The 25808-nt window shown below is 63.1% G+C and carries 26 protein-coding genes and 1 tRNA gene; 9 read left to right on the top strand and 18 right to left on the bottom strand.

Annotated features, from left to right (window positions below):
- Window positions 1-3: 3 nt before the first annotated feature.
- From JC607_RS12530 to JC607_RS12495, 8 genes are all read right to left on the bottom strand, one after another.
- Complete coding sequence (locus JC607_RS12530; RefSeq protein WP_198837264.1) at window positions 4-1053, bottom strand: FliM/FliN family flagellar motor switch protein; 1050 nt, start codon at window positions 1051-1053, stop codon at window positions 4-6.
- 119 nt (window positions 1054-1172) lie between these two features.
- Window positions 1173-3848 (bottom strand): ATP-binding protein, encoded by a 2676-nt coding sequence (locus JC607_RS12525; RefSeq protein ID WP_198837263.1) that lies wholly within the window; start codon window positions 3846-3848, stop codon window positions 1173-1175.
- A gap of 7 nt (window positions 3849-3855) precedes the next feature.
- Window positions 3856-4149 carry a hypothetical protein gene (locus tag JC607_RS12520; protein ID WP_370584798.1) on the bottom strand — a complete coding sequence of 98 codons (294 nt, stop codon included), beginning with the start codon at window positions 4147-4149 and terminating at the stop codon, window positions 3856-3858.
- Window positions 4150-4311: 162 nt separating this feature from the next.
- The gene (locus tag JC607_RS12515; protein ID WP_198837262.1) at window positions 4312-4734 is read right to left on the bottom strand and encodes a response regulator transcription factor; all 423 of its coding nucleotides are present in this window, start codon (window positions 4732-4734) and stop codon (window positions 4312-4314) included.
- Window positions 4735-4889: 155 nt separating this feature from the next.
- Entirely contained in the window at window positions 4890-6191 is a 1302-nt protein-coding gene (locus JC607_RS12510) for a helix-turn-helix transcriptional regulator (protein ID WP_198837261.1), read from the bottom strand.
- Between the two features lie 86 nt (window positions 6192-6277).
- Window positions 6278-7729: a dihydropyrimidinase gene (gene hydA / locus JC607_RS12505; RefSeq protein WP_198837260.1), complete on the bottom strand. Its 1452-nt coding sequence runs from the start codon at window positions 7727-7729 to the stop codon at window positions 6278-6280.
- Entirely contained in the window at window positions 7726-8232 is a 507-nt protein-coding gene (locus JC607_RS12500) for a hypothetical protein (protein WP_198837259.1), read from the bottom strand. Before JC607_RS12500 ends, hydA begins: the two co-directional genes overlap by 4 nt.
- Before the next feature lie 17 nt (window positions 8233-8249).
- On the bottom strand, window positions 8250-9539 hold the full coding sequence (locus JC607_RS12495; protein WP_198837258.1) for a Zn-dependent hydrolase: 1290 nt from the start codon (window positions 9537-9539) through the stop codon (window positions 8250-8252).
- A 124-nt stretch (window positions 9540-9663) separates the two neighbouring features.
- On the opposite strand from JC607_RS12495, the gene JC607_RS12490 reads away from it, so the two are divergent.
- Both JC607_RS12490 and JC607_RS12485 read left to right on the top strand, forming a co-directional pair.
- Window positions 9664-10308, top strand: a complete 645-nt coding sequence (locus tag JC607_RS12490) for a TetR family transcriptional regulator C-terminal domain-containing protein (protein WP_198837257.1) — start codon at window positions 9664-9666, stop codon at window positions 10306-10308.
- Between the two features lie 94 nt (window positions 10309-10402).
- On the top strand, window positions 10403-10708 hold the full coding sequence (locus tag JC607_RS12485) for a hypothetical protein (protein ID WP_198837256.1): 306 nt from the start codon (window positions 10403-10405) through the stop codon (window positions 10706-10708).
- Window positions 10709-11038: 330 nt separating this feature from the next.
- Here the strand turns inward: JC607_RS12485 and preA are convergent, their stop codons facing one another.
- The 3 genes from preA to JC607_RS12470 form a co-directional block, all read right to left on the bottom strand.
- Complete coding sequence (preA, locus tag JC607_RS12480; protein ID WP_198837255.1) at window positions 11039-12340, bottom strand: NAD-dependent dihydropyrimidine dehydrogenase subunit PreA; 1302 nt, start codon at window positions 12338-12340, stop codon at window positions 11039-11041.
- Between the two features lie 126 nt (window positions 12341-12466).
- Window positions 12467-13003, bottom strand: coding sequence for a DedA family protein (locus tag JC607_RS12475; RefSeq protein WP_198837254.1), 537 nt, complete (start codon window positions 13001-13003; stop codon window positions 12467-12469).
- A gap of 141 nt (window positions 13004-13144) precedes the next feature.
- Complete coding sequence (locus JC607_RS12470) at window positions 13145-14461, bottom strand: NAD(P)-dependent oxidoreductase (protein WP_198837253.1); 1317 nt, start codon at window positions 14459-14461, stop codon at window positions 13145-13147.
- A 337-nt stretch (window positions 14462-14798) separates the two neighbouring features.
- Between JC607_RS12470 and accB the strand changes: the two genes are divergently transcribed.
- Genes accB through aat form a run of 3 tightly spaced genes read left to right on the top strand, consistent with a single transcriptional unit; the run spans window position 14799 to window position 17330 of the window.
- Window positions 14799-15293, top strand: coding sequence for an acetyl-CoA carboxylase biotin carboxyl carrier protein (gene accB / locus JC607_RS12465; protein ID WP_198837252.1), 495 nt, complete (start codon window positions 14799-14801; stop codon window positions 15291-15293).
- Between the two features lie 9 nt (window positions 15294-15302).
- Complete coding sequence (gene accC, locus JC607_RS12460) at window positions 15303-16658, top strand: acetyl-CoA carboxylase biotin carboxylase subunit (protein WP_198837251.1); 1356 nt, start codon at window positions 15303-15305, stop codon at window positions 16656-16658.
- 24 nt (window positions 16659-16682) lie between these two features.
- The gene (aat, locus tag JC607_RS12455; protein WP_198837250.1) at window positions 16683-17330 is read left to right on the top strand and encodes a leucyl/phenylalanyl-tRNA--protein transferase; all 648 of its coding nucleotides are present in this window, start codon (window positions 16683-16685) and stop codon (window positions 17328-17330) included.
- Here the strand turns inward: aat and JC607_RS12450 are convergent.
- The 6 genes from JC607_RS12450 to JC607_RS12425 form a co-directional block, all read right to left on the bottom strand.
- On the bottom strand, window positions 17270-17689 hold the full coding sequence (locus JC607_RS12450; protein WP_198837249.1) for a DUF2155 domain-containing protein: 420 nt from the start codon (window positions 17687-17689) through the stop codon (window positions 17270-17272). The two genes, aat and JC607_RS12450, sit on opposite strands and share 61 nt — an antisense overlap.
- The gene (gene mlaD / locus JC607_RS12445; RefSeq protein WP_198837248.1) at window positions 17689-18171 is read right to left on the bottom strand and encodes an outer membrane lipid asymmetry maintenance protein MlaD; all 483 of its coding nucleotides are present in this window, start codon (window positions 18169-18171) and stop codon (window positions 17689-17691) included. The genes JC607_RS12450 and mlaD overlap by 1 nt, the downstream gene beginning before the upstream one ends.
- Before the next feature lie 40 nt (window positions 18172-18211).
- Window positions 18212-18589 carry an NADH:ubiquinone oxidoreductase subunit NDUFA12 gene (locus tag JC607_RS12440; protein WP_198837247.1) on the bottom strand — a complete coding sequence of 126 codons (378 nt, stop codon included), beginning with the start codon at window positions 18587-18589 and terminating at the stop codon, window positions 18212-18214.
- 216 nt (window positions 18590-18805) lie between these two features.
- Complete coding sequence (gene clpX / locus JC607_RS12435) at window positions 18806-20071, bottom strand: ATP-dependent Clp protease ATP-binding subunit ClpX (protein WP_198837246.1); 1266 nt, start codon at window positions 20069-20071, stop codon at window positions 18806-18808.
- A gap of 202 nt (window positions 20072-20273) precedes the next feature.
- Window positions 20274-20906: an ATP-dependent Clp protease proteolytic subunit gene (locus JC607_RS12430; RefSeq protein WP_198837245.1), complete on the bottom strand. Its 633-nt coding sequence runs from the start codon at window positions 20904-20906 to the stop codon at window positions 20274-20276.
- A gap of 123 nt (window positions 20907-21029) precedes the next feature.
- Complete coding sequence (locus tag JC607_RS12425) at window positions 21030-22352, bottom strand: ATP-binding protein (RefSeq protein WP_198837244.1); 1323 nt, start codon at window positions 22350-22352, stop codon at window positions 21030-21032.
- 15 nt (window positions 22353-22367) lie between these two features.
- Between JC607_RS12425 and JC607_RS12420 the strand changes: the two genes are divergently transcribed.
- From JC607_RS12420 to JC607_RS12410, 3 genes are all read left to right on the top strand, one after another.
- Complete coding sequence (locus JC607_RS12420) at window positions 22368-23300, top strand: MBL fold metallo-hydrolase (RefSeq protein ID WP_198837243.1); 933 nt, start codon at window positions 22368-22370, stop codon at window positions 23298-23300.
- An 80-nt stretch (window positions 23301-23380) separates the two neighbouring features.
- Window positions 23381-23455: transfer RNA gene (locus tag JC607_RS12415), tRNA-Asn, on the top strand.
- Between the two features lie 922 nt (window positions 23456-24377).
- Window positions 24378-24725 carry a hypothetical protein gene (locus JC607_RS12410; RefSeq protein WP_198837242.1) on the top strand — a complete coding sequence of 116 codons (348 nt, stop codon included), beginning with the start codon at window positions 24378-24380 and terminating at the stop codon, window positions 24723-24725.
- Between the two features lie 132 nt (window positions 24726-24857).
- On the opposite strand, the gene JC607_RS12405 is transcribed toward JC607_RS12410, so the two are convergent.
- Window positions 24858-25079 carry a glutaredoxin domain-containing protein gene (locus JC607_RS12405; protein ID WP_198837241.1) on the bottom strand — a complete coding sequence of 74 codons (222 nt, stop codon included), beginning with the start codon at window positions 25077-25079 and terminating at the stop codon, window positions 24858-24860.
- 241 nt (window positions 25080-25320) lie between these two features.
- On the opposite strand from JC607_RS12405, the gene JC607_RS12400 reads away from it, so the two are divergent.
- Window positions 25321-25722, top strand: coding sequence for a hypothetical protein (locus tag JC607_RS12400; protein WP_198837240.1), 402 nt, complete (start codon window positions 25321-25323; stop codon window positions 25720-25722).
- The last annotated feature ends 86 nt before the right edge of the window (window positions 25723-25808 follow it).

Below are 25808 nucleotides of genomic sequence, written 5' to 3'. Positions count from 1 at the left end.
CGCTCAGGCCGGGACACGGACATTAAACCCTTCGCCCAATCCCGCGTCCAGCCCGAACCCAGGATCGGGTGCAGTCCCTTGTGCGACAGGCCCCTGTTCCATCGGAAAGCCCGCCGGGAAATCCAAAGATCCGACAGAGGTCTCTGATGGCGGATCCTGCCCTGCGGCCATGTCAGGGCCGCAGGCTTCAACCTCGCCCCGAGGCGTCGCAACAGTGCTGATCCGCAGCGCGCGATAGCCATTTTGCTGCCCGAGACGCGCCGCCGCCACCGCCCTCCCGTCAATCCCATGCAGGCTGATCTTCGCAATACTGGCATCGTTCAGCGCCAAAAGCTGCCCCGGCTCCAGCTGCATCACCTCATTAAGCGTCAGCATCCGCCGCCCCAGCACGGCCTGCAATTCGCATTCGGTCTGCCCCAGATCCGCAGCAAATCCCTCAGACCCGGATGCGCTGGATTGCGTGAGGGCGACCGTGGGCCCGGTCAGTGGCAAAGCGAGCAATATCTCGCCGCTGCGTTTGCCATCGGCCAGCGAAAGCGTCGCGCTCATCAGGTGATAGGGCTGATCATCGAGCAAAAGCCCGATGCTGCGCGCGTCATCAAGCTGCGAGGCAAAACGGAATCCGGCCTCCACCCGGCGGTCCGGCAGATCACGGACCAGGAAATCGAATCGTGCCAGCGCCCGGTCAAGCACCGGCGAGATCATCGCAGCATCCGTTCGGGTCGGACGCCGCGGCCCCGGCGGACCCGCGCCGATGCGGCCGATTGTCTGCATCTCGATCAGCGAGGCCGTGAGTTCCGGCGACAGCGCCGCCACCCCCATCGCGCCACCCGGCCCATCCAGCAGCGCAATCAGCGCGCGCTCAGCCGGCAGCTCCGGCAGTTCCACCAGATCGCAGGGCCGCGACGTCAGGGCCGTGGTCTCGGCCGGCAATCCCGCCCCTTCGCGCAAGGCACGCGCGAGCGCCAGCCGCCAGGCCTGATCAACCAGCGCATGGGGCCGGGCCTGTTCGTCATGCGCGGGGCGGAGTTTGCGGCGCAGGATCTCGCTCATGCCAATGCTTCCCGTTCTGTCCAGGCAGCGCCATTCTGGGCGCAAGAATGTTTGCACCAAGTTAACGGGACACAGAAAATCGTCTAAAAACCGCCGCCAGCGCCGCATTGCCTGGTTTCTCAGCCCGGCTCGATCCGCAGCGGCAGCACCACGCGGAATGCCGCCCCGCCCTGCCCCGGAAGATAGTCGATCGTGCCGCCGAGATTGGTCACGATCTCACGGCAGATCGCGAGGCCAAGCCCGGCGCCCGAGGCCCGCGCCTCCCCCGGAAGGCGCCAGAATTTCTCGAACACCATGGATTGCAGGGCCTTGGGGATGCCCTTGCCATTGTCCGCGACATCGACCCGCACCCGCCCGGCCCTGACCCGCACCGCGATGCGGATGCGCGGATGGCTCGAATCGCAATATTTGCGCGCATTGGCGATCAGATTGATGAACACCTGCGTCAGCCGGTCCGCATCGGTCCGCATCCAGACGGATTCGGCGACCTGGTCACGGGTGAACTCGATATCGCGCTCTGGCTTGACCTTTTCGGTGGCGAGGATCGACCGGTCGATCAGATCGCGCATGCTCACAAGGCTGACGGACAGCTGCACCTTGCCGCTTTCCAGCACCGAAAGATCCAGCAGGTCATCGAGCAGCCGGGTCAGCCGCACCGCCTCGTCGCGGATGATCCCGCCCGAACGCGCCACGGTGCCGACCGGCAGGTCACCCTCGGCGAGGATCTCGGAAAAGGCGCGGATCGAGGTCATGGGCGTTCGCAGCTCATGGCTGATCTGCGACAGGAACGCGTCTTTCTGCACCGACAGAGCAGTCAGCTTCTCATTGGCCTCGCGCAATGCAGTGGCGGTACGGGCAAGCTCGCCGCGCTGCTCCTCAAGCTGGGCGGAATGTTCCATCAGCTGCGCGGATTCGCGCGCGACCACCATCAGATCCTCGACCGTGACCGTATCGAGGCCGACCAGTTTCGAAATCATCGCATGGGCGGTGGCCGCCCCGATCGAGCCCGCAAGCCGTTCTTCCAGCGCCGCCAGAAAGGCCGGGGTCGGGTCGGGCAGCATCGTCTCGCTCTTGCCCTGGTCGCGGGCGGCGCGCTCAAAGAGGCCCTGCGCCTCTTCTTCGCCCATGATGCGCTGCGTCATCATCAAAAGCGCCTCGGGTTCGGCCTCGCCGCGCGCCCAGCGTTGCGGGCCGACGGGGCCATCAAAGACATTGACGAAGGCGGCGCTTTGCAGCCTTTCGACCGGGCCGGGGAAGCTGAGGATCGAGGCGGCGCAAAAGGCTGCGGTATTGCCGATCAGCGACCAGAACAGCGCATGGACCAGCGGGTCCATCACCTCGGTCCCGAACATGGCATTGGGCCGCAGCCAGCCCAGCCCCCAGGGCCCCGCCTGCAGCACCGAGGCCGGCAGGATCGCATCCCCGAATGACGGCAGGAACAGGCAATAGGCCCAGAGCAAAAAGCCCGTCGCCAGCCCGAGGAGCGCGCCTGTCCGCGTGGCGCCGCGCCAGAAGATGCCGCCGATCATCGCCGGCAGAAACTGCGCGACCCCGGCGAAAGAGATCAGCCCGATCTCGGCCAGCGCCCCGGAACCGCCCGAAAGCCGGTAATATCCCAGCCCAAGCGCCAGAACGAGCGCGATCGAAAGCCTCCGCGCCGTCAGCACCAGCGAGCGCACATCCTCGGAAATCGCGCCCGACCGGCGCAGCCTGAGCCAGGTCGGGATCACGATATGGTTCGACACCATCGTCGCGAGCGCAATCGCCTCGACAATCACCATCGAGGTGGCCGAGGAGAATCCGCCCAGGAAGGCCAGCATCGCAAGCCCGCCCTGCCCTTCGGCCAGAGGCAAAGTCAGGACAAACATATCCGGATTAGATCCCGCAGGCATCCGCTCAATTCCCATGACCGCGATGGGAATGATGAAGAGGCTCATCGCCAGCAAATAGGCCGGAAAGGCCCAGGAGGCGCGGGCCAGCTGGCGGTCGTCGGAATTCTCGACCACGATCACCTGGAACATGCGCGGCAGGCAGATCACGGCGGCGCCTGCAAGGAACAGGATCGCGGTCCAGCGCCCCGGTTGCAACTGCCAGTCGTGAAGGGATGAGGCGTCGATCTTTGCCATGATCCCCGAGACACCACCCGCAAGGCCCCAGACCACGAAACAGCCAACCGCGATCAGCGCGACCAGCTTCACCACCGCCTCAACTGCGATGGCGGTGACGATGCCGGTATGCTGTTCTTTCGCATCCAGATTGCGGGTGCCGAAGAGAATGGTGAACAGCGCCAGCCCCGCCGCCACCCAGATCGCGGTCTGCCCGGCGGCCGGTCGGGCCTCGCCCGGGGCGGCGCTGGCGAAAACCTCGAAGGCCAGCACCACTGATTGCAGTTGCAGCGCGATATAGGGCGTCACCGCAACAATCGCGATCACCGTGACCAGAACGCCAAGCGAGTTCGATTTGCCATAGCGCGAGGAAATCAGATCAGCGATCGAGGTCAGCCGCTGCTGGCGCCCGATATAGACGAGCTTGCGCAAGATCCACCACCAGCCGATGAAGACCAGCGTCGGGCCAAGATAGATGGTGATGAATTCCAGTCCCGAACGCGCGCCATATCCCACAGCGCCGTAAAAGGTCCAGGCAGTGCAATAGATCGACAGAGACAGCGTATAGACCAGAGGCGAGCGCAGCCAGCCGAGCTTGCCCTGCCCCGAGCGCCGTTCCACGAGAAATGCCACGGCAAAGAGGAAGATCACATAGGCGAGGCAGGAAGCAACCAGCAGGTTGAAGGACATCAGCGGATCAGCCTTCTTCCTCGTCGCCCGTCAGCATGCCGGGGCGCGCGGCATCCGGGCGCGGCGCGTCGGGGCTCGCGAGGCCCGGTGCCAGCTGCGCAGCGGCAAGGATCAGCAAGGCCCAGGTCACAAAGAACCAGATCACATCCGAGGACAGGAGCCGGTTGCCATCACCGCCCGCAGGCGTCCAGAGGATCGGCAGGATCATCAGAAAAACCCCCGCCACCGGCAAAAGCCGCGCAGCGTCGCGCAGGCGGCGGCGGCGATAGGGGATGCGTCCCAGAAAAAGCGGCCGCCTCACGGGTGACCTGCCATCTCGGCCGGGCGGGCCCTGTGCGACGGACCGGGACGCTGCGCGACGCGACAGCAGACAGGGCGCGACCCCGCCTGGCAAAGGCACCCGCTTTCTGCAGAGCCAGAACCGGGCCCGGGGCGCAGCAGATGCGCAAACTCTGCGGCGACATTATGGCGTGACATTGCCGGACTCCGCCCCGGCCCGGCCGGCTATGTCACCTGCCCCGGTCAGGCTGCGCACCTCGGCCACGATCTCGGCATTGGAAAAGGGTTTTGTCATGAAACGCGTCGCCCCGGCCCGTTCGGCGGCCTCGCGGTCGCGTGGCAGGCCCTTGGCGGTCAGCATCAGCACCGGCACATCGGCAGTCACCGGATCGGCGCGCAGGGCCGTCAGCACCTCGATCCCGGAAAGCCCTGGCAGCATATGGTCAAGGATCACAAGGCCCGGCTGCAGCCTCCGCGCGATCTGCGCCGCGTCGCGACCCTCGGCATGGTGGATCACCTCCCAGCCGGCGCGCGACAGGATGAACTGGATCGCCTCGGCGATATTGGGTTCATCTTCGACCAGCAGCACCTTGCGGCTGTTTTCCATGCCCGTCCCCCGCCTTTCTTCCGCCCCGGCCAGCCGCCTGAACCGCAGCGCTCCCGGCCCTCCCGGTTCCGGACCCCTGGCCCGGAACGCCAGTATCTTATGATTTGCCTTCCCCTGTCAAAAGGCGATCTCGCGCTGCATTGCGGCACGAGGGTTCAACCGGGGCGTGCCGCGCTGCGCTGCGGCTTTGCCGCCGCTGCCGGCGCTGTTCCAAGGATCGAGGGTTCGCGGCGCGCGGGACAGGCCTCGCGCGGGCAAATGCGGCAGGTGGTGCCCGCAGCAATGGGCGCCTGGTCGGCCGGTGGCGCCGGATCCGGCAGGATCAGCATGGCCGCCTCGCGCAGTTCCGGCCCGGCAAAACCCCAGGGCAGCCGCGCCTCGCACCAGGCAAGACAGAGAAACCGCCCGCCGCCAGGCTGCGGCATCTCGACCACCGCCCGGACCGGCTGGCCAGGCCGCGCCAGGGCTGCAAACAGCGGCCAGAGCGGACAGGCCGCCCCATAGCGCGGCGGCGAAAACCCTGGCACAGGCTTGCGAAACAAAAGCGTTCCTGATGCATCACAAACCACCAGCCCGGCATCAGACCCGGGCCGGAAGGCCATGCGCCGCATCGCAGCATGAACCGGCACCCCGAATCTGGCGGCAATCAGCGCCGGATCGCCCCCCGCCGCCAGCGCCGTGCGCAGCCCCGCCTCGGGGATCATCGCAATGTCCTTTTGCGCCTGGGCTAACCAGGCCCGCGCCAGTGCCCGCGCCTCACGCCCCTGGATCTGATCGGCTGCCGCTTCATCCGGCAGCGTCCAGCCGATCCGCGCCAGCCAGGCCTCCAGCTCATCCTGGGGCGCAACAACGACGCTCTCCGCCTCTTCCCCGGAATGGTCGAGCCAGGAGACCAGCGCCTCGGCGCCATCCACCAGACGTTCACTGTCCTGATGCAGGTTCAGGTGAAAGCGGCGCTGCCAGTCGGGGCTGAGATCCTCGGTCTCGACCAGAATCCCCGCCGTCGCCCGGACCGCCGAGAGCGCCGATAACAGTTCATGCAGGGCCGCCGAGAGATGCGGATCATGGCCCAGCCGGTCATTCAGTGCCGCGATCCCCTGCCTCAGCCCCGCGATATGGGTCTGGAGATCGGCGATCAGCTGCGCCCAGCCGGGATAGCGCCCGGCGAGTTCACCTGCCCGGTCCGCCTCGGCGCCCGACCCCGGAAAACTCGCCGCCGCCGCGCGCAGCTCTGCCACCAGCGCGCCGGGATCGCGTTCGGAAAACTCCTCCGGCGCAAGATCAAGCGCGCGCGCGAGCCGTTCCAGCACCTCGGGCGTCACATTGCGGCGATTGTGTTCGATAAGGTTGAGGTAAGAAGGCGAGATCCCCGCCGCCCGGCTGAGATCGCCCTGCCGCATTCCCGCTGCAATACGCCGTTCCCGCAACCGGGTGCCGATCAAAGGGGCGCGTGACATGGTCTCTCCGGGCAAGGTCAGCTGGGCGGCGCGCGACAGGCTCGCCCGGAGAATTTACAGAGCGGTGAAAACTTTACAACCGAGGCCTACACACCCGTGACCGGGATGCTGCCCCGCTGCACCGGGCGCGGCGCGGTGAGGTCTTTCCACTGCGTATAGGCACGGCTGACCGACCCGCGCGGATCGCGGGCGACGAATTTGCCATGGCCCTCGGCCGAGGTCAGCTGGCCATCCGTCACCGCCACATGCCCGCGCGACAGCACATAGCGCGGCAGGCCGGTGACCTCCTGCCCCTCGAAGACGTTGTAATCAATGGCGGATTGCTGGTTCGCCGCCGAAATCGCTTTCGTCTTTTCCGGATCCCAGACCACCAGATCGGCATCGGCCCCGACCAGCACTGCACCCTTCTTCGGGTAACAATTCAGGATCTTGGCGATATTCGTCGAGGTCAGCGCGACAAATTCATTCATCGTGATCCGCCCGGTCCGCACCCCATAGGTCCAGAGCATCGAAAGCCGGTCTTCGAGCCCGCCGGTGCCATTGGGGATCTTTGTGAAATCGCCCAGCCCGGTGCGTTTCTGCGCAGTGGTGAACGCGCAGTGATCGGTCGCGACGCAGGACAGAGACCCAGAGGAAAGCCCCGCCCAGAGACTGTCCTGGTGCCGTTTGTTCCGGAACGGCGGCGACATCACGCGGCGCGCGGCATGGTCCCAGTCCTGGTTGAAATACTCGCCCTCATCCAGCGTCAGATGCTGGACCAGTGGCTCGCCCCAGACCCGTTGCCCGGCCTGGCGCGCCCGGCGGATCGCCTCATGTGCCTCTTCGCAGGAGACATGCACGATATAGACCGGCACACCCGCCATATCGGCAATCATGATGGCGCGATTGGTGGCCTCGCCCTCGACCGCCGGGGGCCGCGAATAGGCATGACCCTCCGGCCCGGTGGTGCCTGCGGCCATCAGCTTCGTCTGCAGTTCCGCGACGAGATCGCCGTTTTCAGCATGTACGAACGGGATCGCGCCCAGATCGGCGCAGCGCGAGAATGACGCGAACATCTCGTCGTCATTGACCATCAGCGTGCCCTTATAGGCCATGAAATGCTTGAACGAGTTGATGCCGCGATCCGCAACCTCTTTCATCTCGTCAAAGACCTGCTCGCTCCACCAGGTCACCGCCATATGGAACGAATAGTCACAATGCGCCCGCGCGCCCTTATTGTCCCAGAGCTTCAGCGCATCCATCAGCCCCTGACCAGGTGCAGGCAGCGCGAAATCGACCACCATCGTGGTGCCGCCCGCCAGCGCGGCGCGGGTGCCGGAGTCGAAATCATCCGCCGTATAGGTGCCCATGAACGGCATTTCGAGATGGGTATGGGGGTCAATGCCGCCCGGCATCACATAGCAGCCGGTGGCGTCAAGCACCTTGTCGCCCTTCAGCCCATGCCCGATGGCAATGATCTGCCCTGCCTCGATCAGCACATCCGAGACATAGCTCAGATCCGCCGTAACAATGGTGCCGCCTTTGATGACCGTGCTCATGACCTTCTCCCTGTTATTGTCCCGCACAAACCGGATCGGCCAGCGCCTCGCGCAGCCCCCCCGGCGGCGAAATCGAATTCGGTTCCGACCTCTTCCCCCATGACAGAGAGGATGACGCCGGCACTGTTCTGCAACCGCTCCACCGATTCCGGGCCGAGGGCGGTGAAATAGCTGCCGCCGGCATAGGGCATCTCGTTCAGATCGATACTGTCGCCATCGGCAAGTCCGAGGCGCGCGGTGATCGTGCTGCCAAAGGCTGCCTCGCCTGCGGCAGAATAGCGGATGGTGCGATTGCCGCCCTCATCGGTCCAGCAGGACAGATAGAGCCCGTTCCCGACCGAATCCCGCAGATAAGCCTCAGAAAATTCGGCCTCGGAGCGTTCGACCACGACCGGGCGCGAGCCGCCGCCGTCCGCCAGATATTGCAGCTGCCAGCCTTCCGCCGCAGCAGTAGTGCCCATAACAGCCAGCAGCGCCGCAAGGATCACCGGAGAAGAGTTCATGTCTCAGCCTTTTCTTTTCACGCCACGACCTGCGCCGTTTCCAGCACGGCATGCAGCAGCACATCCGTTCCCGCCGCCGCCCATTCCGGGCTGATCGCTTCGGCCTCATTATGCGACAACCCGCCCTCACAGGGGCAGAAGATCATCGTGGTCGGCGCCACGCGCGCGATCCAGCAGGCATCGTGGCCCGCACCCGAAACGATGTCACGGTGGGAATACCCAAGGCGCTCCGCCGCGCGGCGCACCGATCCGACCAGATCGGGCGTAAAGGTCACCGGGTCGAAATGGCCGACCGCCTCGACCGCGCAGCCGACATCCAGTGCAGCGCAGATCTTCGCGGCACCGTCCTCGATTGCCGCCCGCATCCGGTTCAGCTTTGCCAGATCCACGGTGCGGATATCGACGGTGAACACCACCACGCCCGGCAGCACATTCCTGGAATTCGGTGCGAACCGCACCTGACCGACGCCGCCCACCGCATCAGGCTGGTTCGCCATGGCCACATCCTGGACGAGTTCGAAGATCCGCGCCATGGCGAGGCCTGCGTTCTTGCGCATCGCCATCGGGGTCGAGCCGGTATGCGCATCGCGCCCGGTCAGGGTGAATTCAAGCCACCACAGCCCCTGGCCATGCGTCACCACGCCGATATCAACGCTTTCCGCCTCGAGGATCGGCCCCTGTTCGATATGCAGTTCATAATAGGCGTGGATCTTGCGCGCGCCGGTCGTCTCGCCCCCAAGCCAGCCGATCCGCCGCAGCTCATCGCCGAAACGCTTGCCTTCGGGGTCCTGGCGCGACCAGGCATGATCCTGAGCAATCACGCCTGCGAAAACGCCCGAGGCCACCATGGCAGGCGCAAACCGCGCGCCTTCTTCATTCGACCAGTTCACCACCGTGATCGGATGTTTCGTGCGGATGCCGAGATCATTCATCGTGCGAACGGCCTCAAGCGCGCCCAGAACCCCCAGCACCCCGTCATATTTGCCACCCGTCGGCTGGGTGTCGAGATGGCTGCCCATGAAGACCGGCGCAGCCTCCGCCTCCTCGCCGGGGCGGGTGAAGAACATATTGCCCATCTGATCGACGCCCATGGCCATGCCGGCGGCCTCGGCCCAGGCGCGGAACAGATGGCGGCCCTCATTATCCGCATCGGTCAGCGCCTGGCGGTTATTGCCGCCCGCAACGCCCGGCCCGATCTGCGCCATCTCCATCAGGCTTTCCCACAGCCGTTCCGAATTGATCCGGAGGTTTTCACCTGCGCCTGTTCTGGCCCCTGTTCCGGCCCCGGTTCTGCTGGTGTTGGCCATGGTCGTTCCCGTCCTGCTGTGGTCTCAGGCAGAGGCCAGCACAGCCTGACCACATGGTCAAGAATTTTCCCCGGACACGCGTCAGAGGTTTGACCGAATGCCCCGCGCCTGATTTAAAAACTTTATGGAGAACAAGACCGTCCGCGCCCCGCGCCGCAGCCGTATCCAGCAAAAGAACCGCGAGACCATCCTCGCGGCAGCGCTGGAGGTGTTCTCGGCCCAGGGGTTTCGCGGCGCGACGCTGGATCAGATCGCGCTTGAGGCCGGTCTCTCGAAACCCAATCTTCTGTATTATTTCGGGTCCAAGGAAGAGATCCACCGCGACCTGCTGACCGGGCTGATGACCTCCTGGCTGGAGCCGCTGCGGGCGATGCGCGACGATGGTGATCCGCTTGCCGAGATGCTGGGCTATATGCGCCGCAAGCTGGATCTGTCGCGCGATTTTCCCCGTGAAAGCAGGCTCTTCGCCAATGAGATCCTGCAAGGCGCGCCCCGTATTTCCGAGGTGATTCAGGGGGAATTGCACGATCTGGTGCAGGAAAAAGCGCGGCTGCTGGCGCGCTGGATGGATCAGGGGCGGATCCGGCGTTCGGACCCGGTGCATCTGATCATCTCGGTCTGGGCGCTGACCCAGCATTACGCCGATTTCGAAAGCCAGACGCGCGCGGTGCTGGGCAAGGGCCACGATCCCTGGTCCGAGGCCGCGAGCTTTCTCGAAACCCTCTATCTGCGGCTGTTGTCACCACAGCCAGGCATGGCCGCCCCCTGAAAGACCAATAAAAAGCAAGACATTACCTTCTAGGGAGATGCGCTGATCTGTGTCAGGCTTTTCGGGTGGGGCTTTCTATCGTGGGGTGACGGTTATGGGATTCATTTCCGCCGTCCGGCCTGTCATGGCGACCGTAGAACCGGTTGCGAATGCCCAGGCCGGGACTTCTGCCGGATCTGCTCCGGCATCACAAAGCGGCAGCCGCGCTTCGGCCGCCGCCGCAAGCGAGATCGCGCGTCCGGTGGCTCAGGCCTCGGGGAGCAACAGTTCAAGACCGCCTCTGACCGATCAGAGCCTGCTCTCCGAGGCTGCGCGCGACAAGGTCGAGGCCGCGCAGCGGGCCTATATGATGACGCTCCGCGCGGTCGGGGTGAACCCGCTGGCAAACCGGGTGCCCTGAACGACACCGGAACATTGCGACCTGCGGCGAGCCGCCGGCGATCCATGGGCACCGGGAGGCCCGCGCGCCGCGTCCTATGCCTCTGGCCTGTGCGGTGTGCGCGTGACCTTTGATAAAAACGGCGTTCTGCGCACCAGGCGCGCCTGGCCTTTGCTTTTGGCATCGGACACAGCGCCGGTTTTTGGGCCAAAAACGGACAGAGCCTCAGAACCAGGGCGATGCGCAAAGCACCGCCCGGGCCTTATCGTTATTGGGATCTCCGGTCGCCCCAGGAGGACCCTGGCGCAGCCAGCCCGGTTCAGGCGCGCGCGGCGCCAGAGCCCGTTCCGCCTATTCTGCCGCCGGGCGTGAGGACGGGTTGTTCGGATGCGTCGTCCAGTTCGCGTAATCGCCGACCACAAGCCCGGTGCGAGGATCTACAGAGCCCTTCGCCATCGGCTCCATCGTGATGCAATTCTCAACCGGGCAGACATTGACGCAAAGATTGCAGGCGACGCATTCATCGTCTTTCACGGTGAAGACGCGTCCCGGGCCCATCGCAATCGCCTGATGGCTGGTATCCTCGCAGGCGGCATAGCAGCGGCCGCATTTGATGCAATCTTCCTGGTTGATATGCGCCTTGGCGACGTAATTCAGGTTCAGATACTGCCAGTCGGTGACATTGGGTACCGCGCGGCCGCGCAGCTCATCCAGCGTCATTCCCTTTTCATCGAGATATTCGCTGAGGCCCGAAATCAGCTCCTGCACCACTTTGAACCCATAGGTCATCGCCACCGTACAGGCCTGCACCGTGCCGCAGCCAAGGGCGATGAACTCAGCCGCATCGCGCCAGGTGGTCACGCCACCGATCCCCGAAATCGGCAGGCCCGCAGTTTCCCGCGACCGCGCGATTTCGGCCACCATATTCAGCGCGATCGGCTTCACCGCCGGGCCGCAATAGCCGCCATGCGAGCCCTTGCCGTCGATCATCGGCTCGGGCGAAAACGTGTCGAGATTGACCGAGGTGATCGAATTCACCGTATTGATCAGGCTGACCGCATCGGCGCCACCGCGTTTGGCGGCCTCGGCCGGCAGGCGGATATCGGTGATGTTCGGCGTGAGTTTCACGATACAGGGCATACGCGAATGCTGTTTCACCCAGCGGGTCACCATCTCGATATAGTCCGGCACCTGGCCGACGGCAGAGCCCATGCCGCGTTCCGCCATGCCATGCGGACAGCCGAAATTCAGCTCGACCCCATCCGCTTCGGTATCCTCAATCTTCTTCAGGATATCTTTCCAGCTTTCCTCATCGCAGGGCACCATCAGCGAGATGATCAGGGCGCGATCCCGCCAGCGGCGGCGTACCGATTTGATTTCATCCAGATTAACCTGCAAAGGCCGGTCGGTGATCAGCTCGATATTGTTGAGCCCCAGCAGACGCCGGTCCGCCCCCCAGACCGCGCCATAGCGCGGGCCATTGACATTGACCACCGGCGGGCCATCGGCCCCGAGCGTCTTCCACACCACACCGCCCCAGCCCGCCTCGAATGCGCGCTCGACATTATATTCCTTATCGGTCGGCGGCGCCGAGGCCAGCCAGAACGGGTTGGGCGAGCGGATACCGAGGAAATTCGTCGAAAGATCAGCCATTTGAGTCTCCCTGGAGATGAACGGCTCTGGGCCGCCTCTGGTGTCTGGGAACAGGTTTTGCGCAAGAAAAAGGCGCGGCCGGATGCAGATCCGCCGCGCCGTGAGATGTGGTGCAGGAAGGGGCGTTCAGCCGAAGAGCCAGCCCCAGGCCCAGCTGATGAGCCAGCCGCCGACCTCGCCGAACTTCAGCACGACCCCGGCCCAGGTGATACAGCCGAGGATGTTCCAGAAAGCAAAGCGCGGCAGCGTCATCCCGCTCATCCCTGCCATCAGAAAGACCACCGGGCGCAACAGGGTGGCGAAGTGACCCGCGAAGATCGTCACCGGCCCCCAGCTGAGAAACGCCGTGTTCGCTTTCGCCTTCCATTCCGGATGGTCGCGCATTGGCCGCATCTGCAGAATAGACGTGCCGTAGCGCCAGCCCAGCCAATAGGAGAAGAACGAGCCGGCCATTGCCCCGATCGAGGCCCCGATCCACAGCGTCGTGAAGTTCAGGATTCCATTGGCGGCAAAGGCGCCCACGCCGACCATGATCGCCGTCGAAGGGATCAGGATCGACAGAAATGCGGTGGTTTCGGCGGCCGCGAAGACCAGCATGATCCAGGGGGCAAGCGCATGATGGCGCTCGATAAAGTCGATTATCTGGTCGATCAGATCGGTCATGGTGCCTCGCTGGTTGCGAGACCTTTGGACGAGAAAAACCCTGGGAACAAGACCAAAGCTCCGGCGCGCTGTCGCCGTTACGAAAACTTCGCGCAAGAGGCCCTGACCGCATCGCGATGCCACTTTGCTGTGCAGCCATGGTCACAGCCCCGAGAGCTGGCGATGGATCGAGAGCGCGGCGTCACGGCCTTCGGCGACGGCGGTCACGGTCAGATCCTCGCCTCCGGCAGCACAGTCGCCCCCGGCCCAGACCTGCGCCGGCGCAGTGTCAATCTTGCCGCCCTTGGCTGTCACCCCATCGGGCAGACCGGTGAGGCGCTGGCCGATGGCGCGCAGCACCTGATCGGCTTTCAGCGTGAAGGTCTCGGGCAAAAGCCGCAACCCGTCGGGCCCGTCTTCGGTATAGGCGAATTCCACCGCCTCGGCCCGGGTTTCGCCGATCACCCGCAGCGGCGCCGCATTATGGATGATTCGAACGCCTTTGCTGGTGGCGTGATCCTGTTCATGTTCGGATGCCGCCATTTTCGCCTGGACGCGGCGATAGACGATGGTGACGTTTTCCGCCCCCAGAAGCCGCGACTGCACCGCCGCATCCACCGCCGTCATGCCACCGCCAATCACCACCACATCGCGCCCGACTGGCAGCGTCGAGAGATCATTTGCCTGGCGCAGATCTGCGATGAAATCGACCGCATTGCTGACGCCTTCCAGATCCTCGCCGCCGGCGGAAAGGAGATTCACGCCCTGCAGACCGATCCCGAGGAACACTGCATCATAGCTCTGGCGCAGCTCGGCCAGCGTGATGTCACGGCCAAGCTCCACCCCATTGCGCAATTCGATCCCGCCGATCTGCAACAGCCAGTCCACCTCGGCCTGCGCGAAACCGCCGGTCGATTTGTAACTCGCGATGCCATATTCATTCAGGCCACCCGGCCGGGGGCGGCGCTCAAACACCACGACATCATGGCCCAGCATCGCCAGCCGATGCGCACAGGCGAGCCCTGCCGGCCCTGCCCCCACAACAGCCACCCGCCGCCCTGTGGGCGTCGCGCGCTGGAACGGATGCCCCTTCGGCATCGCAAAATCCGTGGCAAACCGCTGCAAACGGCCGATTTCGACCGGTTTGCCTTCGGCCACCTCGCGCACACAGACCCCTTCGCACAAGGTCTCGGTCGGGCAGACGCGGGCACAGATGCCGCCAAGGATGTTTTGCGACCAGATGGTCTTTGCCGCAGCCTCCGCTGTGCCGGTTGCGATCTGGCGGATGAAAAGCGGGATATCAATCGAAGTCGGACAGGCCGTCATACAGGGCGCGTCATGGCAGAAATAGCACCGGTCTGCGGCCACCCTCGCCTCATGCACATCAAGCGCCGGCAGGTGATCGAGAAAATTGCGGTCATATTCCTCGGCTGGCAAACGTCCCGATGCGATACCGGGGGTCAGCGGGCTGTTGCTCATCGCACAAGACCTCTCTGTTGGGGGATGGTGGCTGGTTTCGGCTCTTCCTGGGATTCATCTTCCGGGTTCAGCGTCTCACAGGTCGCAAATTTTACCAAATGGAAAAATTTTAAACCCTGTTCAGGCTGCGGGCCGCAGACGCGCAGCTGAAAAAAGCGTCAATCAGCGCCTCGGACGCGGGGGGATGGATCGGCGCTTTTCTCTGGTGAATGGCTGCCCTATAAGCGGAGATCAGCAGAAACGGGGCCTTGTGAGCGCTGACAGTTGCGCCCATATCCGCCCCGTTCAATCAGGTGCAACAAAGTCAACAGGCGATGAAACGCCATCAGAGGACGGCATGAGCAAACATTCTTCCGACGCAGACGTCGCATTCATCTCGGCACTCGCCGAGCTTCTGAACAAGAACGAGCTGACGGAGATCGCCGTCAAACGCGAATATGGCGAAGATGACAGCCTTGAGGTCCGGGTCGTCAAACAGGCCAATATCGTGACCACGGCTGTTGCCGCGCCGGCGCCGCTTTATGCCGCCGCGCCCGGGGTCGCCCCCGCAACCGCACAGGCAGCAGCCCCGGTCGCCTCGGAAGATCCGACCCAGCATCCGGGCGCGGTCACCTCGCCCATGGTCGGCACGGTCTATCTGTCGGCAGAACCTGGTGCGGCGCCCTTCGTCACCGTGGGCGCTCAGGTCAAGGAAGGCCAGACGCTTCTGATCATCGAAGCGATGAAGACGATGAACCATATCCCGGCGCCGAAATCCGGCACGGTGAAGCGCATCGTCGTCGATGACGCGGCGCCGGTCGAATTTGGCGCGCCCCTGATGATCATCGAGTGAGGCCATCGGATGTTTGAAAAACTCCTGATCGCCAACCGGGGCGAGATCGCGCTGCGCGTGATCCGGGCCTGCCGGGAAATGGGCATCAAATCGGTCGCGGTCCATTCGACTGCCGACACCGATGCGATGCATGTGCGGCTTGCGGACGAATCCGTCTGTATCGGGCCGGCGGCCTCTTCGGGGTCCTATCTGAACAAGGCGGCGGTGATCTCGGCCTGCGAGATTTCCGGCGCCCAGGCTGTGCATCCGGGCTATGGCTTCCTGTCGGAAAATGCCGATTTCGCCCAGGCGCTGGAAGATCACGGCATCACCTTTATCGGCCCGACCGCGCAGCATATCCGCATCATGGGCGACAAGATCACCGCGAAAGAGACCGCGAAAGAACTGGGGATCCCGGTGGTTCCCGGCTCGGATGGCGGCGTGCCGGATTACGAGACCGCGCAGCGCGTGGCCAAAGAAATCGGCTATCCGGTGATCATCAAGGCCACTGCCGGCGGCGGCGGGCGCGGCATGAAAACCGCGCTGACTGAGGCCGATCTTGAGATTGCCTTCCGCACCGCCCGGTCCGAGTCAAAGGCCGCCTTCGGCAATGACGAAGTCTATATCGAGAAATACCTGCAAAAACCGCGCCATATCGAGATCCAGGTCTTCGGGGATGGCAAAGGCAATGCGGTGCATCTGGGCGAGCGCGACTGCTCGCTGCAGCGCCGCCACCAGAAGGTGTTCGAGGAAGCGCCGGGTCCGGTGATCACGCCGAAACTGCGCGCCGAGATCGGCAAAGTCTGTGCGGATGCTGTCGCGAAGATCAATTACATCGGCGCCGGCACTGTCGAATTCCTCTATGAGGACGGCAAGTTCTATTTCATCGAGATGAACACCCGCCTTCAGGTCGAACATCCGGTGACCGAATTCATCTATGGCGTCGATCTCGTGCGCGAACAGATCCGCGTCGCGGCCGGCCTGCCGATGTCCTTCGCCCAGGCCGATCTGGAAGTGAACGGCCATGCGATCGAAGTGCGCATCAATGCCGAGAAACTGCCGAATTTCACCCCCTCTCCGGGCCGGGTGAAGACCTTCCACGCGCCGGGCGGGCTTGGGGTGCGGATGGATTCGGCACTCTATGGCGGCTATTCGATTCCGCCCTATTACGACAGCCTGATCGGCAAGCTGATCGTCCATGGCCGCGACCGGCCCGAGGCCCTGGCCCGTCTGCGCCGCGCGCTTGGCGAGCTGGTCGTCGACGGGATCGAGACCACGGTGCCTTTGTTCGAGGCGCTGCTGAACGAGCCGGATATCCAGAGCGGGGATTACAATATCCACTGGCTGGAGAAATGGCTCGCGGCCCAGCTCGCCCCGCGCGACTGACCGGCCCGATGACTGACCGGCCTGATGTCTGAGATTACGCCGGAGCTCCTGCTGCACGCCTATGCGGCAGGAGTTTTCCCCATGGCGGAATCGCGCGACGATCCCGAGATCCACTGGGTCGATCCGCGCAGGCGCGGCGTGCTGCCGCTGGACGGGTTCCATATCTCGCGCAGCCTCGCGAAAACGATCCGCCGCGCGCCCTGGCGGGTCTCGGTCAATGAGGCGTTTCGCGATGTGGTTCTGGCCTGTGCCGACCGCGAAGAGACCTGGATCAACCCCCATATCCTCTCGCTTTATCAATCGCTTCACGAGATGGGCTTCGCCCATAGTCTTGAGGTGCGCGAAGGTGACGCCCTTGTCGGCGGCGTTTACGGCGTCAGCCTCGGCGCGGCGTTTTTCGGTGAAAGCATGTTCTCGCGCCGGACCGATGCGTCAAAACTTGCGCTGGCTTATCTGACGCACCGGCTGCGGGCCGGTGGCTATCTGCTGCTCGATACGCAATTCATCACGCCGCATCTGGCCAGCCTTGGTGGCGTCGAAATCCCGCGCGCGGCGTATCACGAGCGCCTGCGCGAGGCCCTGGGCCATACGGCCAGCTTTCTCCCGACGGGTTACTCGGCCTCGCCCTCTTCGGTCTCTTCCGGCGTCTCGATTGTCTCGGGCGGCTTATAGCCCGGCACGATGCAGCGCAGCACCCAGACGTCATAGCGCGGGTGATCCATCGCGGACAAAGCCGGCGCCGAAGCCAGCATCCAGCCCGAAAACACCGGGTCCTGGCGGCTGGAATCAAGAATGGTCAGATGGGCCTCGGCCTCGGCGGCCGGGTTTTCCTGGGGGTAGCGGCACTGGTTCAGCTGGATCGTCAGCCGCCCATTGGTCGCCGCCTGACCGCGCGACAGCTCCAGATCGCCGGTGCGCCCGGTCAGCGTATCAAGCCAGCGGATCTCGGCGCCTTCACCTTCCGCAAATCCCTGCGCGAAAGCAGGGCCGCCGGCGCAGATCAGAAGCAAAGCCAGAGCCCGCCGCCGCATCAGCCGCCATCCGCCGGCGCCGCCGCGCCGCTGTCAGAGGAGCCGCTGCCGACGAATTTCAGCAGGAGCGAAATCAGCGAAACCGAGCCCTGGGTGTCTTCGATCTCATCGCCCGGGCCCAGCACAGCCTCCATACCGCCCGGCTGGATCTCGACATAATTGCCGCCCAGAAGCCCGTCCTGTGAGATCAGGATCGCGGAATCAGTCGGCAGATCGATACCCTGCCGCATCGAGATTGTGGCATCGGCGAAAAAGGTCACCGGGTTCAGCTCAAGCTTCGTGATCGTGCCAACCTTCAGCCCCGCAAGCCGGACATCCGAGCCAACCTGGATCCCGTCCACGGCGCGAAAAGACGCGGTCAGCGGATAGGTCTGGGTGGCGCCAAAGCCCCGCCCTGCCCCATTCGCCGCCCAGACGGCAAAACCGATCCCGACGGCGAGCACAGCGGCCCCGGTCAGCACTTCCGCAACAGAATGGCTCATATGCCAGACCTCACCCTGACAGCTGGCTTGCGCGATCCCGTCATTCGGGCGCCCAGGCCTCGTAATCCTTGCGCTCTGCCGGCACACCGCGACGGATCGAGCCGGGCGGCGCATAGGCCAGATCAGACCCCGAGAGATTCTCGCTATGCGGCTTTTCCCAGGATTTATGCTTCAGCGGCGCCTCGGTCGGCGGCTTTTCCCAGGTGTGATGCAGCCAGCCATGCCAGTCGGGCGAAACCCGGCTCGCCTCCATCTCACCGTTAAAGATCACCCAGCGTTTCTTACCGTCTTTCGACTGGTAAAAAACATTGCCCTGATCGTCCTCGCCCACCTTCACCCCGTTTCTCCAGGTGAAGAACCTTGTGTTCAGCGTCTCGCTGTTCCACCAGGTCAGAAGGCTGAGCAGGAACTTTTTCATACCTGTTTCTCCGGGCATATCTTCGCTCCCCCATATGAACCAGCCATCACCAAAGGTCCAGAGCCAGCGCGCCGCGCCCTGCCCGCCAGGACCGAACCGGCTCATTTTCCGCCCTTAAATATCCCCGCCGGAGGCTTCCGCAGCTGCGCCAGCCGGCCACACAGAAAAAGGGCGCACCGTCACCGGCACGCCCCTCTGTTCTGCTCCGTCAGCCCCTCAGGCGCTGGCGGCCTGCTTTTTCTTGTTCGGCGTTTCGGTATGGACCAGCAAAGGCACCGCCTTGCCGCCGACCACTTCCTCATTCACCACAACTTCCTGCACGCCTTCCATGCCAGGGAGTTCGAACATGGTATCAAGCAGGATATCTTCCATGATCGAGCGCAGGCCACGGGCGCCGGTTTTGCGCTTGATCGCGCGCTGCGCGATCGCCGAAAGCGCCTCGGTGGTGAAGGTCAGCTTCACATTCTCGATCTCGAAAAGCCGCTGATACTGTTTCACCAGCGCGTTTTTCGGCTCGGTCAGAATGGTGACCAGTGCCGCCTCGTCGAGGTCTTCCAGCGTTGCCAGCACCGGCAGACGGCCGACGAATTCCGGGATCAGACCGAATTTCAGCAGATCTTCCGGCTCCAGCTCTTTGAAAAGCTCGCCAACACCGCGCTCATCCGGGCCTTTGACCGTGGCGCCGAACCCGATCCCCGAACCCTTGCCGCGCTGCGCGATGATCCGGTCAAGACCGGCAAAGGCGCCGCCGCAGATGAAGAGGATATTGGTGGTGTCGACCTGGAGGAATTCCTGCTGCGGATGCTTGCGCCCGCCCTGCGGCGGCACCGAGGCGACCGTGCCCTCCATGATCTTCAACAGCGCCTGCTGCACGCCCTCGCCCGAGACGTCACGGGTGATCGAGGGATTGTCGGATTTGCGGGTGATCTTGTCGACCTCGTCGATATAGACGATGCCGCGCTGCGCACGCTCGACATTATATTCCGAGGCCTGCAGCAGTTTCAGAATGATGTTCTCGACATCCTCGCCGACATAGCCGGCTTCGGTCAGCGTCGTCGCATCCGCCATCGTAAACGGCACATCGAGGATCCGCGCCAGCGTCTGCGCCAGCAGCGTCTTACCCGTCCCGGTCGGGCCGATCAGCAGGATATTCGATTTCGAAAGTTCGATATCCTGTTTCGACGAATGGTTCAGGCGCTTGTAATGGTTGTGAACCGCGACCGAGAGCACGCGTTTCGCATGGGACTGACCAACGACATAATCGTCGAGAACCTTGCAGATCTCGCGCGGCGTCGGCACGCCCTCGCCGGTTTTCAGCCCCGAAGTCTTGGTCTCTTCGCGGATGATATCCATGCAAAGCTCGACGCATTCATCACAGATGAACACGGTCGGTCCGGCGATCAGCTTGCGGACCTCATGCTGGCTTTTGCCGCAGAACGAGCAATAAAGCGTGTTCTTGCTGTCGCCCGAATTGGTGGCCATGCGTAACCCTTTGCAGTCGCCGCGCGGATAACGCGGCCATTTCAGTGCAGAAGTCTAGGACAGGTCCGAAACCTCCACAACGCCAAATCGCCCGAGGATGGCCCGCTCCCGGGCCAATCTTCACATCGCTGTCATTCTGCGGTCACGGCAGGCGATAAACCTGCCGCGCCGGTGCCAGAAATGATTCTTCCCTGGCCGGTTCTCACTTGGCGAGATCGTCAGCCTTACCGCGCTCAGCCACGATCTCATCGACCAGCCCCCAGGCCCTGGCTTCCTCGGCGGTCATGAAATTGTCGCGCTCCAGCGCGTCCTCGACCGTTTTCAGATCATTGCCGGTATGTTTGACATAGATCTCGTTCAGGCGCCGTTTCAGCCGTTCGGTATTGCGGGCGTGAATCAGGATGTCGGTCGCCTGGCCCTGGTAGCCGCCCGAGGGCTGGTGCACCATCACCGAGGAATTCGGCAGGCTGAACCGCATGCCCTTTTCGCCGGCCTGGAGCAGCAGCGAGCCCATCGAGGCCGCCTGGCCGATCACCAGCGTCGAAACCTTCGGGCGAATGTACTGCATCGTGTCATAGATCGACAGACCCGAGGTCACCACGCCGCCGGGGCTGTTGATATACATCGAGATTTCCTTGGTCGGGTTTTCCGCCTCAAGGAACAGCAACTGCGCGCAGATCAGCGAGGACATGCCGTCATGCACCGGGCCGGAGAGGAAGATGATCCGTTCCTTCAGCATGCGCGAATAGATGTCATAGGCGCGCTCGCCCCGGCTGGTCTGTTCGACGACCATGGGGACCAGCGTATTCATATAGTGTTCAACGGGATCGCGCATCGGGGCCTGCCTCTTCAGTTCAAAATCTGTGTTACTGCCGGAAAGTTTCCGGAATCTTAGTCATGCGGCAGAGGGGCTGCAAGGGAGGGCTCCCACCTTTCCCCGCCGCATCGCGCCTCGCCCCTAGCGCCGCAGCCGCATCTCGGCCCTGAGCCCGCCCAGATCCCTGCCGGTCCCAAGCCAGAGCGCACCGCCGTGGCTCGCCGCAATATCCGCGGTAATCGAAAGGCCAAGCCCGACGCCGCCGCCCTGGTTGGGGTCACGCGCGCTGCCGAGCCGGGTAAAGGGCTGCACCGCTTTTTCACGCTCAGACTCAGGAATGCCGGGGCCATTGTCTTCCACCGCGAAGACAAGGGTATGAGGCGAAAAGCTCAGGCTGATCTGCGCCATGCTGCCATGGCGGAGCGCATTGCCCAGGAGGTTCTCCAGCGCGCGATGCACCCCCTGAACCCGCAGCTTCGCCCGCCGGGACACTCCGGTCACAACAAGATCCGCCACCGTGCCGCCGCCGCGCCGGGCGGCCTGGATCACCTCGGTTGCGATGGCGGCGGGGTCGCAATCCTCCTCCCCCTCGGTCGCATCGCCGCGCACGAAAGCGAGAAACTCATCCACGAGGCGCTCCATCTGGATCACATCGGCCTGAAGATCGCGGCTGTCCTCATCTTCGGGCATCAGCGACAGCGCCAGTCGCATCCGGGTCAGCGGCGTCCTGAGATCATGGCTGACGCCCGAGAGCATCAGCATCCGCTGTTCAATCTGCCGCTCGATCCGGTCGCGCATCTCGACGAAAGCGCGCCCTGCCGCCCGCACTTCCAGCGCGCCGCGCGGCCGGTAAGCGATGCGCTCGCCGCGCCCGAAGGCCTCTGCCGCCTCGGCCAGTTTCGCGATCGGGCGCAGCTGCCGGCGCAGGAAGAAGAACGAAATCACCGTCATCAGCACCGAGGTGAGCACCATCAGCACCAAAAGCTGATGCGGATTGGTCGCAGACATCCTGCGCCGCGCGATATCGGCCTGGATATCGCCAAAGGGCGTCGCGATTCTGGTGCGCACCGTCCGGTCATCGCCCGAGACATCTGCCGCGCGCATCTCGGGGATCTCGGCATGGAGGGTCTCGACAATTGCCCGGCCCGAAAAGTCGAGGATCGCAACCGAGTCGTCGACCGGCGCAAACGGACCTGGCGGAAAGGTCACCGTGATCTGCAGCGGCCCGCCAATCGCATCGGCCCGCGCCCGCGCCTCTTCCGCACTGCTCCCGGCCCCGAATTCCTGCAGGAGATAGGCGAGATCAATCGCCACCCCCCCCGTCATCTGCCGGGTCACCCCCTCATAATGGCGCTGGATGAAAGCCATGGACACCACAAGCTGAATGATGACGATGGGCAGCACCAGGATCAGGGCGGCCCTGCCATAGATCCCGCGCGGTAGCAGATGTTTCAATGTGATCATGCGAAGAGGCTAGAGATGTCGTCCGAAGAAGAAAAGCCGTCCTTGCAGGCCGGGACAGTCGCCGCGGCAGTTGGCGAGGCAGCGCTTGCCGGTCTGCCCCTGCGCCGGGTGCTTGCCGATAATCCCGGGCCGCTGACCGGGCCGGGCACCACGACCTGGCTGGTCGGTCACGGTGCGGTCACGGTGATCGACCCCGGCCCGGCTTTGCCCGCGCATCTGGACGCGATTGTCGCGGCCCTGGATCCGCACGAGAGAATCGCCGCCATCCTCGTGACGCACCCGCATCTCGACCATTCGGCGCTTGTGCCGGATCTCGCCCGCGCGACCAGCGCCCCGGTTTACGGCTTTGGCCCTGCCGGATCGGGCCGTTCCCCGGCGATGCAGGCGCTTGAGGCAGCCGGCCTGAGCGGTGGCGAGGGGATCGACCGAAGCTTCGCGCCGGATATCCGCCTCGCAGATGGCGCGGAGTTTCAGATCGGATCCGAGACCTTTCGCACCCTCCACACCCCCGGTCACAGCGCCGAGCATCTGAGCTTCGCCTGGCGCGGCGCGTTGTTTTGCGGCGATCACGTCATGGCCTGGGCGCCGAGCCTCGTCTCGCTGCCCGATGGCGATATGGGCGCCTATATGACGTCACTGCAGCGCCTTGCCGCAGAAAGCTGGAGCTGCCTCCTGCCCTGCCATGGCGAGGTGATTGACGATCCCGCCGCAAGAATCGCCGCGCTGATCGGTCACCGCCTGAAGCGCGAGGCGAAACTCCTCGCCGCCCTCACCTCGCAGCCGATGAGCCCGGACGACCTCCTGCCCATCGTCTACGCCGATACGCCCAAGACCCTCTGGCCCGCGGCAAGACGCAACCTTCTGGCCCATATCGCCGATCTGACCAGCCGCGAGCAGGTCACAACCACCGCCTGGCCCGGCTCCTCACCGCTGGTAACCGCCCGATGACGCAAAAGAATTTTTTCGCATGTTTTTCTGGTTTTGCCTCTTGCCGCCCCAGGATCCTCTGGCTATACGTCGCCCCGTGTTCCGGCGTAGCTCAGCGGTAGAGCAGTTGACTGTTAATCAATTGGTCGTAGGTTCGATCCCTACCGCCGGAGCCAGTTTTTCCTAGGAAAATCAGCTACATAGAAAAGGCCTGCCTTCGGGCGGGTCTTTCTCGTTCTGGGCCGGGGGAACACCGGGGGAACAGTCTCGCCACCCTTGGATGCCTCTACGGCAGGCAGCCCCACCCTCCCCCGTGAAGTACGAATCGGAGATCAAAGTCGCGATCTCTGGGCTGAAACCTGAATTCGGTATGGGTGCCCGCACTGAATTCAGCGAGATCACGGTATGGGTGGCTATGCCGTGATACCGGCAGGTCCAAGCAGTAGCAGGCTCAGGGAGTGAGATGCCCTCGCAGAGGGTACCTCACATCTCTTCGTCCTTAAGCATTCGCTGACACCGCTTCAGTGATCACAAGCGATACCTCTACTGGCGCCCCACGGTGACCGCAGTGCAGGCACTTCATGATTGAAAGGGCCGATTCCTTGATCACCCGGCCGCCGGGCTCTAACCAAGCAGACGGGGTATCCTGGGCGGGCAGCAGTCGACCCTGACCGCAAGAGCATGTGAGATTGAATGCGTGCTTCATGCTTAGAACATAAGCGGAACATTTCCGATTCGTGAAGCCCTATGAGGGCGCTGAGATGCCCTCACATCTGAGGCCATCCGCCCGTCCACACTGGACAGCGATCGCTCCCCAGAACGGGGGAGCAAAGCCAGGTTTCTTGCTTAGGCCAGACCCCGAAATCGGGGTGTGAGGTCGGGACGCCATTCGTACCAGCCTGCCAGACCGGTGATCCCTGGTCTGACTTGCGGTCACCAGAACCGGGGACCGCAAGCTTCTTCCCGGCCAGAAGAAGCTTTTCCCACTTTCGGGGATAACCTCCACCGGTGGTGGAAGTTGCTTTGAGCCCTTAGCTGCCTTTCGCCCCAGTATATGCTACTGTGTCGAGAGGCCGACACAGTGAGGATGACAGGCAGATGGGAGGAGCGGGTGCAGGTGCCTTCGGCTTTCTGTTTGCCGCGCTTATGTTTGCTTCGCCGCTAGCCTGTCTGATCGCCGCGTTGATCACATGGATTCTGGTCCTGCCGAATTGGACCCTTGCGGCCTTTGTTCTCTTTGTCGCGTCATGCTGCCTGCATCTCATCATGTGGAATGTCGAGCCGGAAGCCGTCATGGGTAAGATCGCGTTTTCAGGCAGTTTTGCCCTTTCGGTCGGTGCGCTGCTCATGATCCCGGCTGCGTTGGCCTTTAGAATTGGCGCTCTGATCTTTGCTGTGTCGCGAGCCAAGCAACAGCGTCACTCGCATCCTGAAACCGGCGAATGACTGCTTTGTCCCGCATAGCCGCCGGTCGCCGAAACGAAAAGAGCCGCCCAGGCCATCCCGGGGCGGCTCTCTGCAGATTTCTGGGCCAAAAGTTTGATCAGCAAGGTTCCAGCCCGAAACCTTGCCTGGCGTTCACCTCAGCGCGGCGATCTTCCCCGGCTGATACCCGGCCCAATGCTGGCCATCATCTATGACCACGACAGGCGCCTGCCGGTATCCGAGGCTCTGGACATAGGCCATAGCCTCAGCGTCCTTGGTCAGGTCGATCACGCGATACTGGATCCCAGCCTGATCCAGTGCGCACTTGATAATATCACACTGGACACGGACGGGCTTGGTGTCGAGAGTGATCATGAAATCTGTCCTGTTGTAATAGCTTGCGCGAATCCTTAACGCAAAGCGGGATGCCTGCATGAACGCCTCGCCCCTGCATCGACGACCGAATCTGCCACGCAAGCACATGGGCCGCGTTTGTAAACGCCGAACAAACTCACAGTGAGACGCAAGTCTCTCCTGATGATTCGATGAAGCAAAGATAAATTAGAATTACAGAAAGATGCCTCGATATAGAAAGAAGATCGGAGACATTTTCCGCTTGAGCATAGATCATGATAGATCTGCGTATGTTCATTACATTGGAATAGACGAGACGCAACTCAATAGTGAAATTATTGTATCTCTGAAGAACTTCAATCCTGAATCTCCACAGAATACATCACGAAATAAAAGCGACTTTTTTTCACATGTGTTTCTTAATGTGTGCATAAAATACGGCGGATGGGAAGTGGTAGGAAACGCAACTGCGCCTGATTTTCGTGACGCAGTTTTTGGAGTACCGGATATCACAAGCGACATCAGAGAAGAAAATTATTTGTACATTTGGAAGCCAAACGAGATAATGAAAAAGGCTCACGGCGCAAAATTAGGGGGTAATAAAATTGAACCTGGTCAGGTTTCTTCTTATATCAGTATTTCCCGCCTATTGATCTCCGAATAGTTGCGGAACCGCAAATATTACTGTCTTGCACGGCTTTGTTGCGCTATCCCTCTGATCTGCGGATTCATGTTTGTGAGTCAGCGGGT

This window comes from Paracoccus sp. IB05 (assembly GCF_016405985.1).
Taxonomy (GTDB): domain Bacteria; phylum Pseudomonadota; class Alphaproteobacteria; order Rhodobacterales; family Rhodobacteraceae; genus Pseudogemmobacter.
Note: the sequence above shows the minus strand (reverse complement) of the source record. Positions and strands in the feature narration are given on the sequence as shown.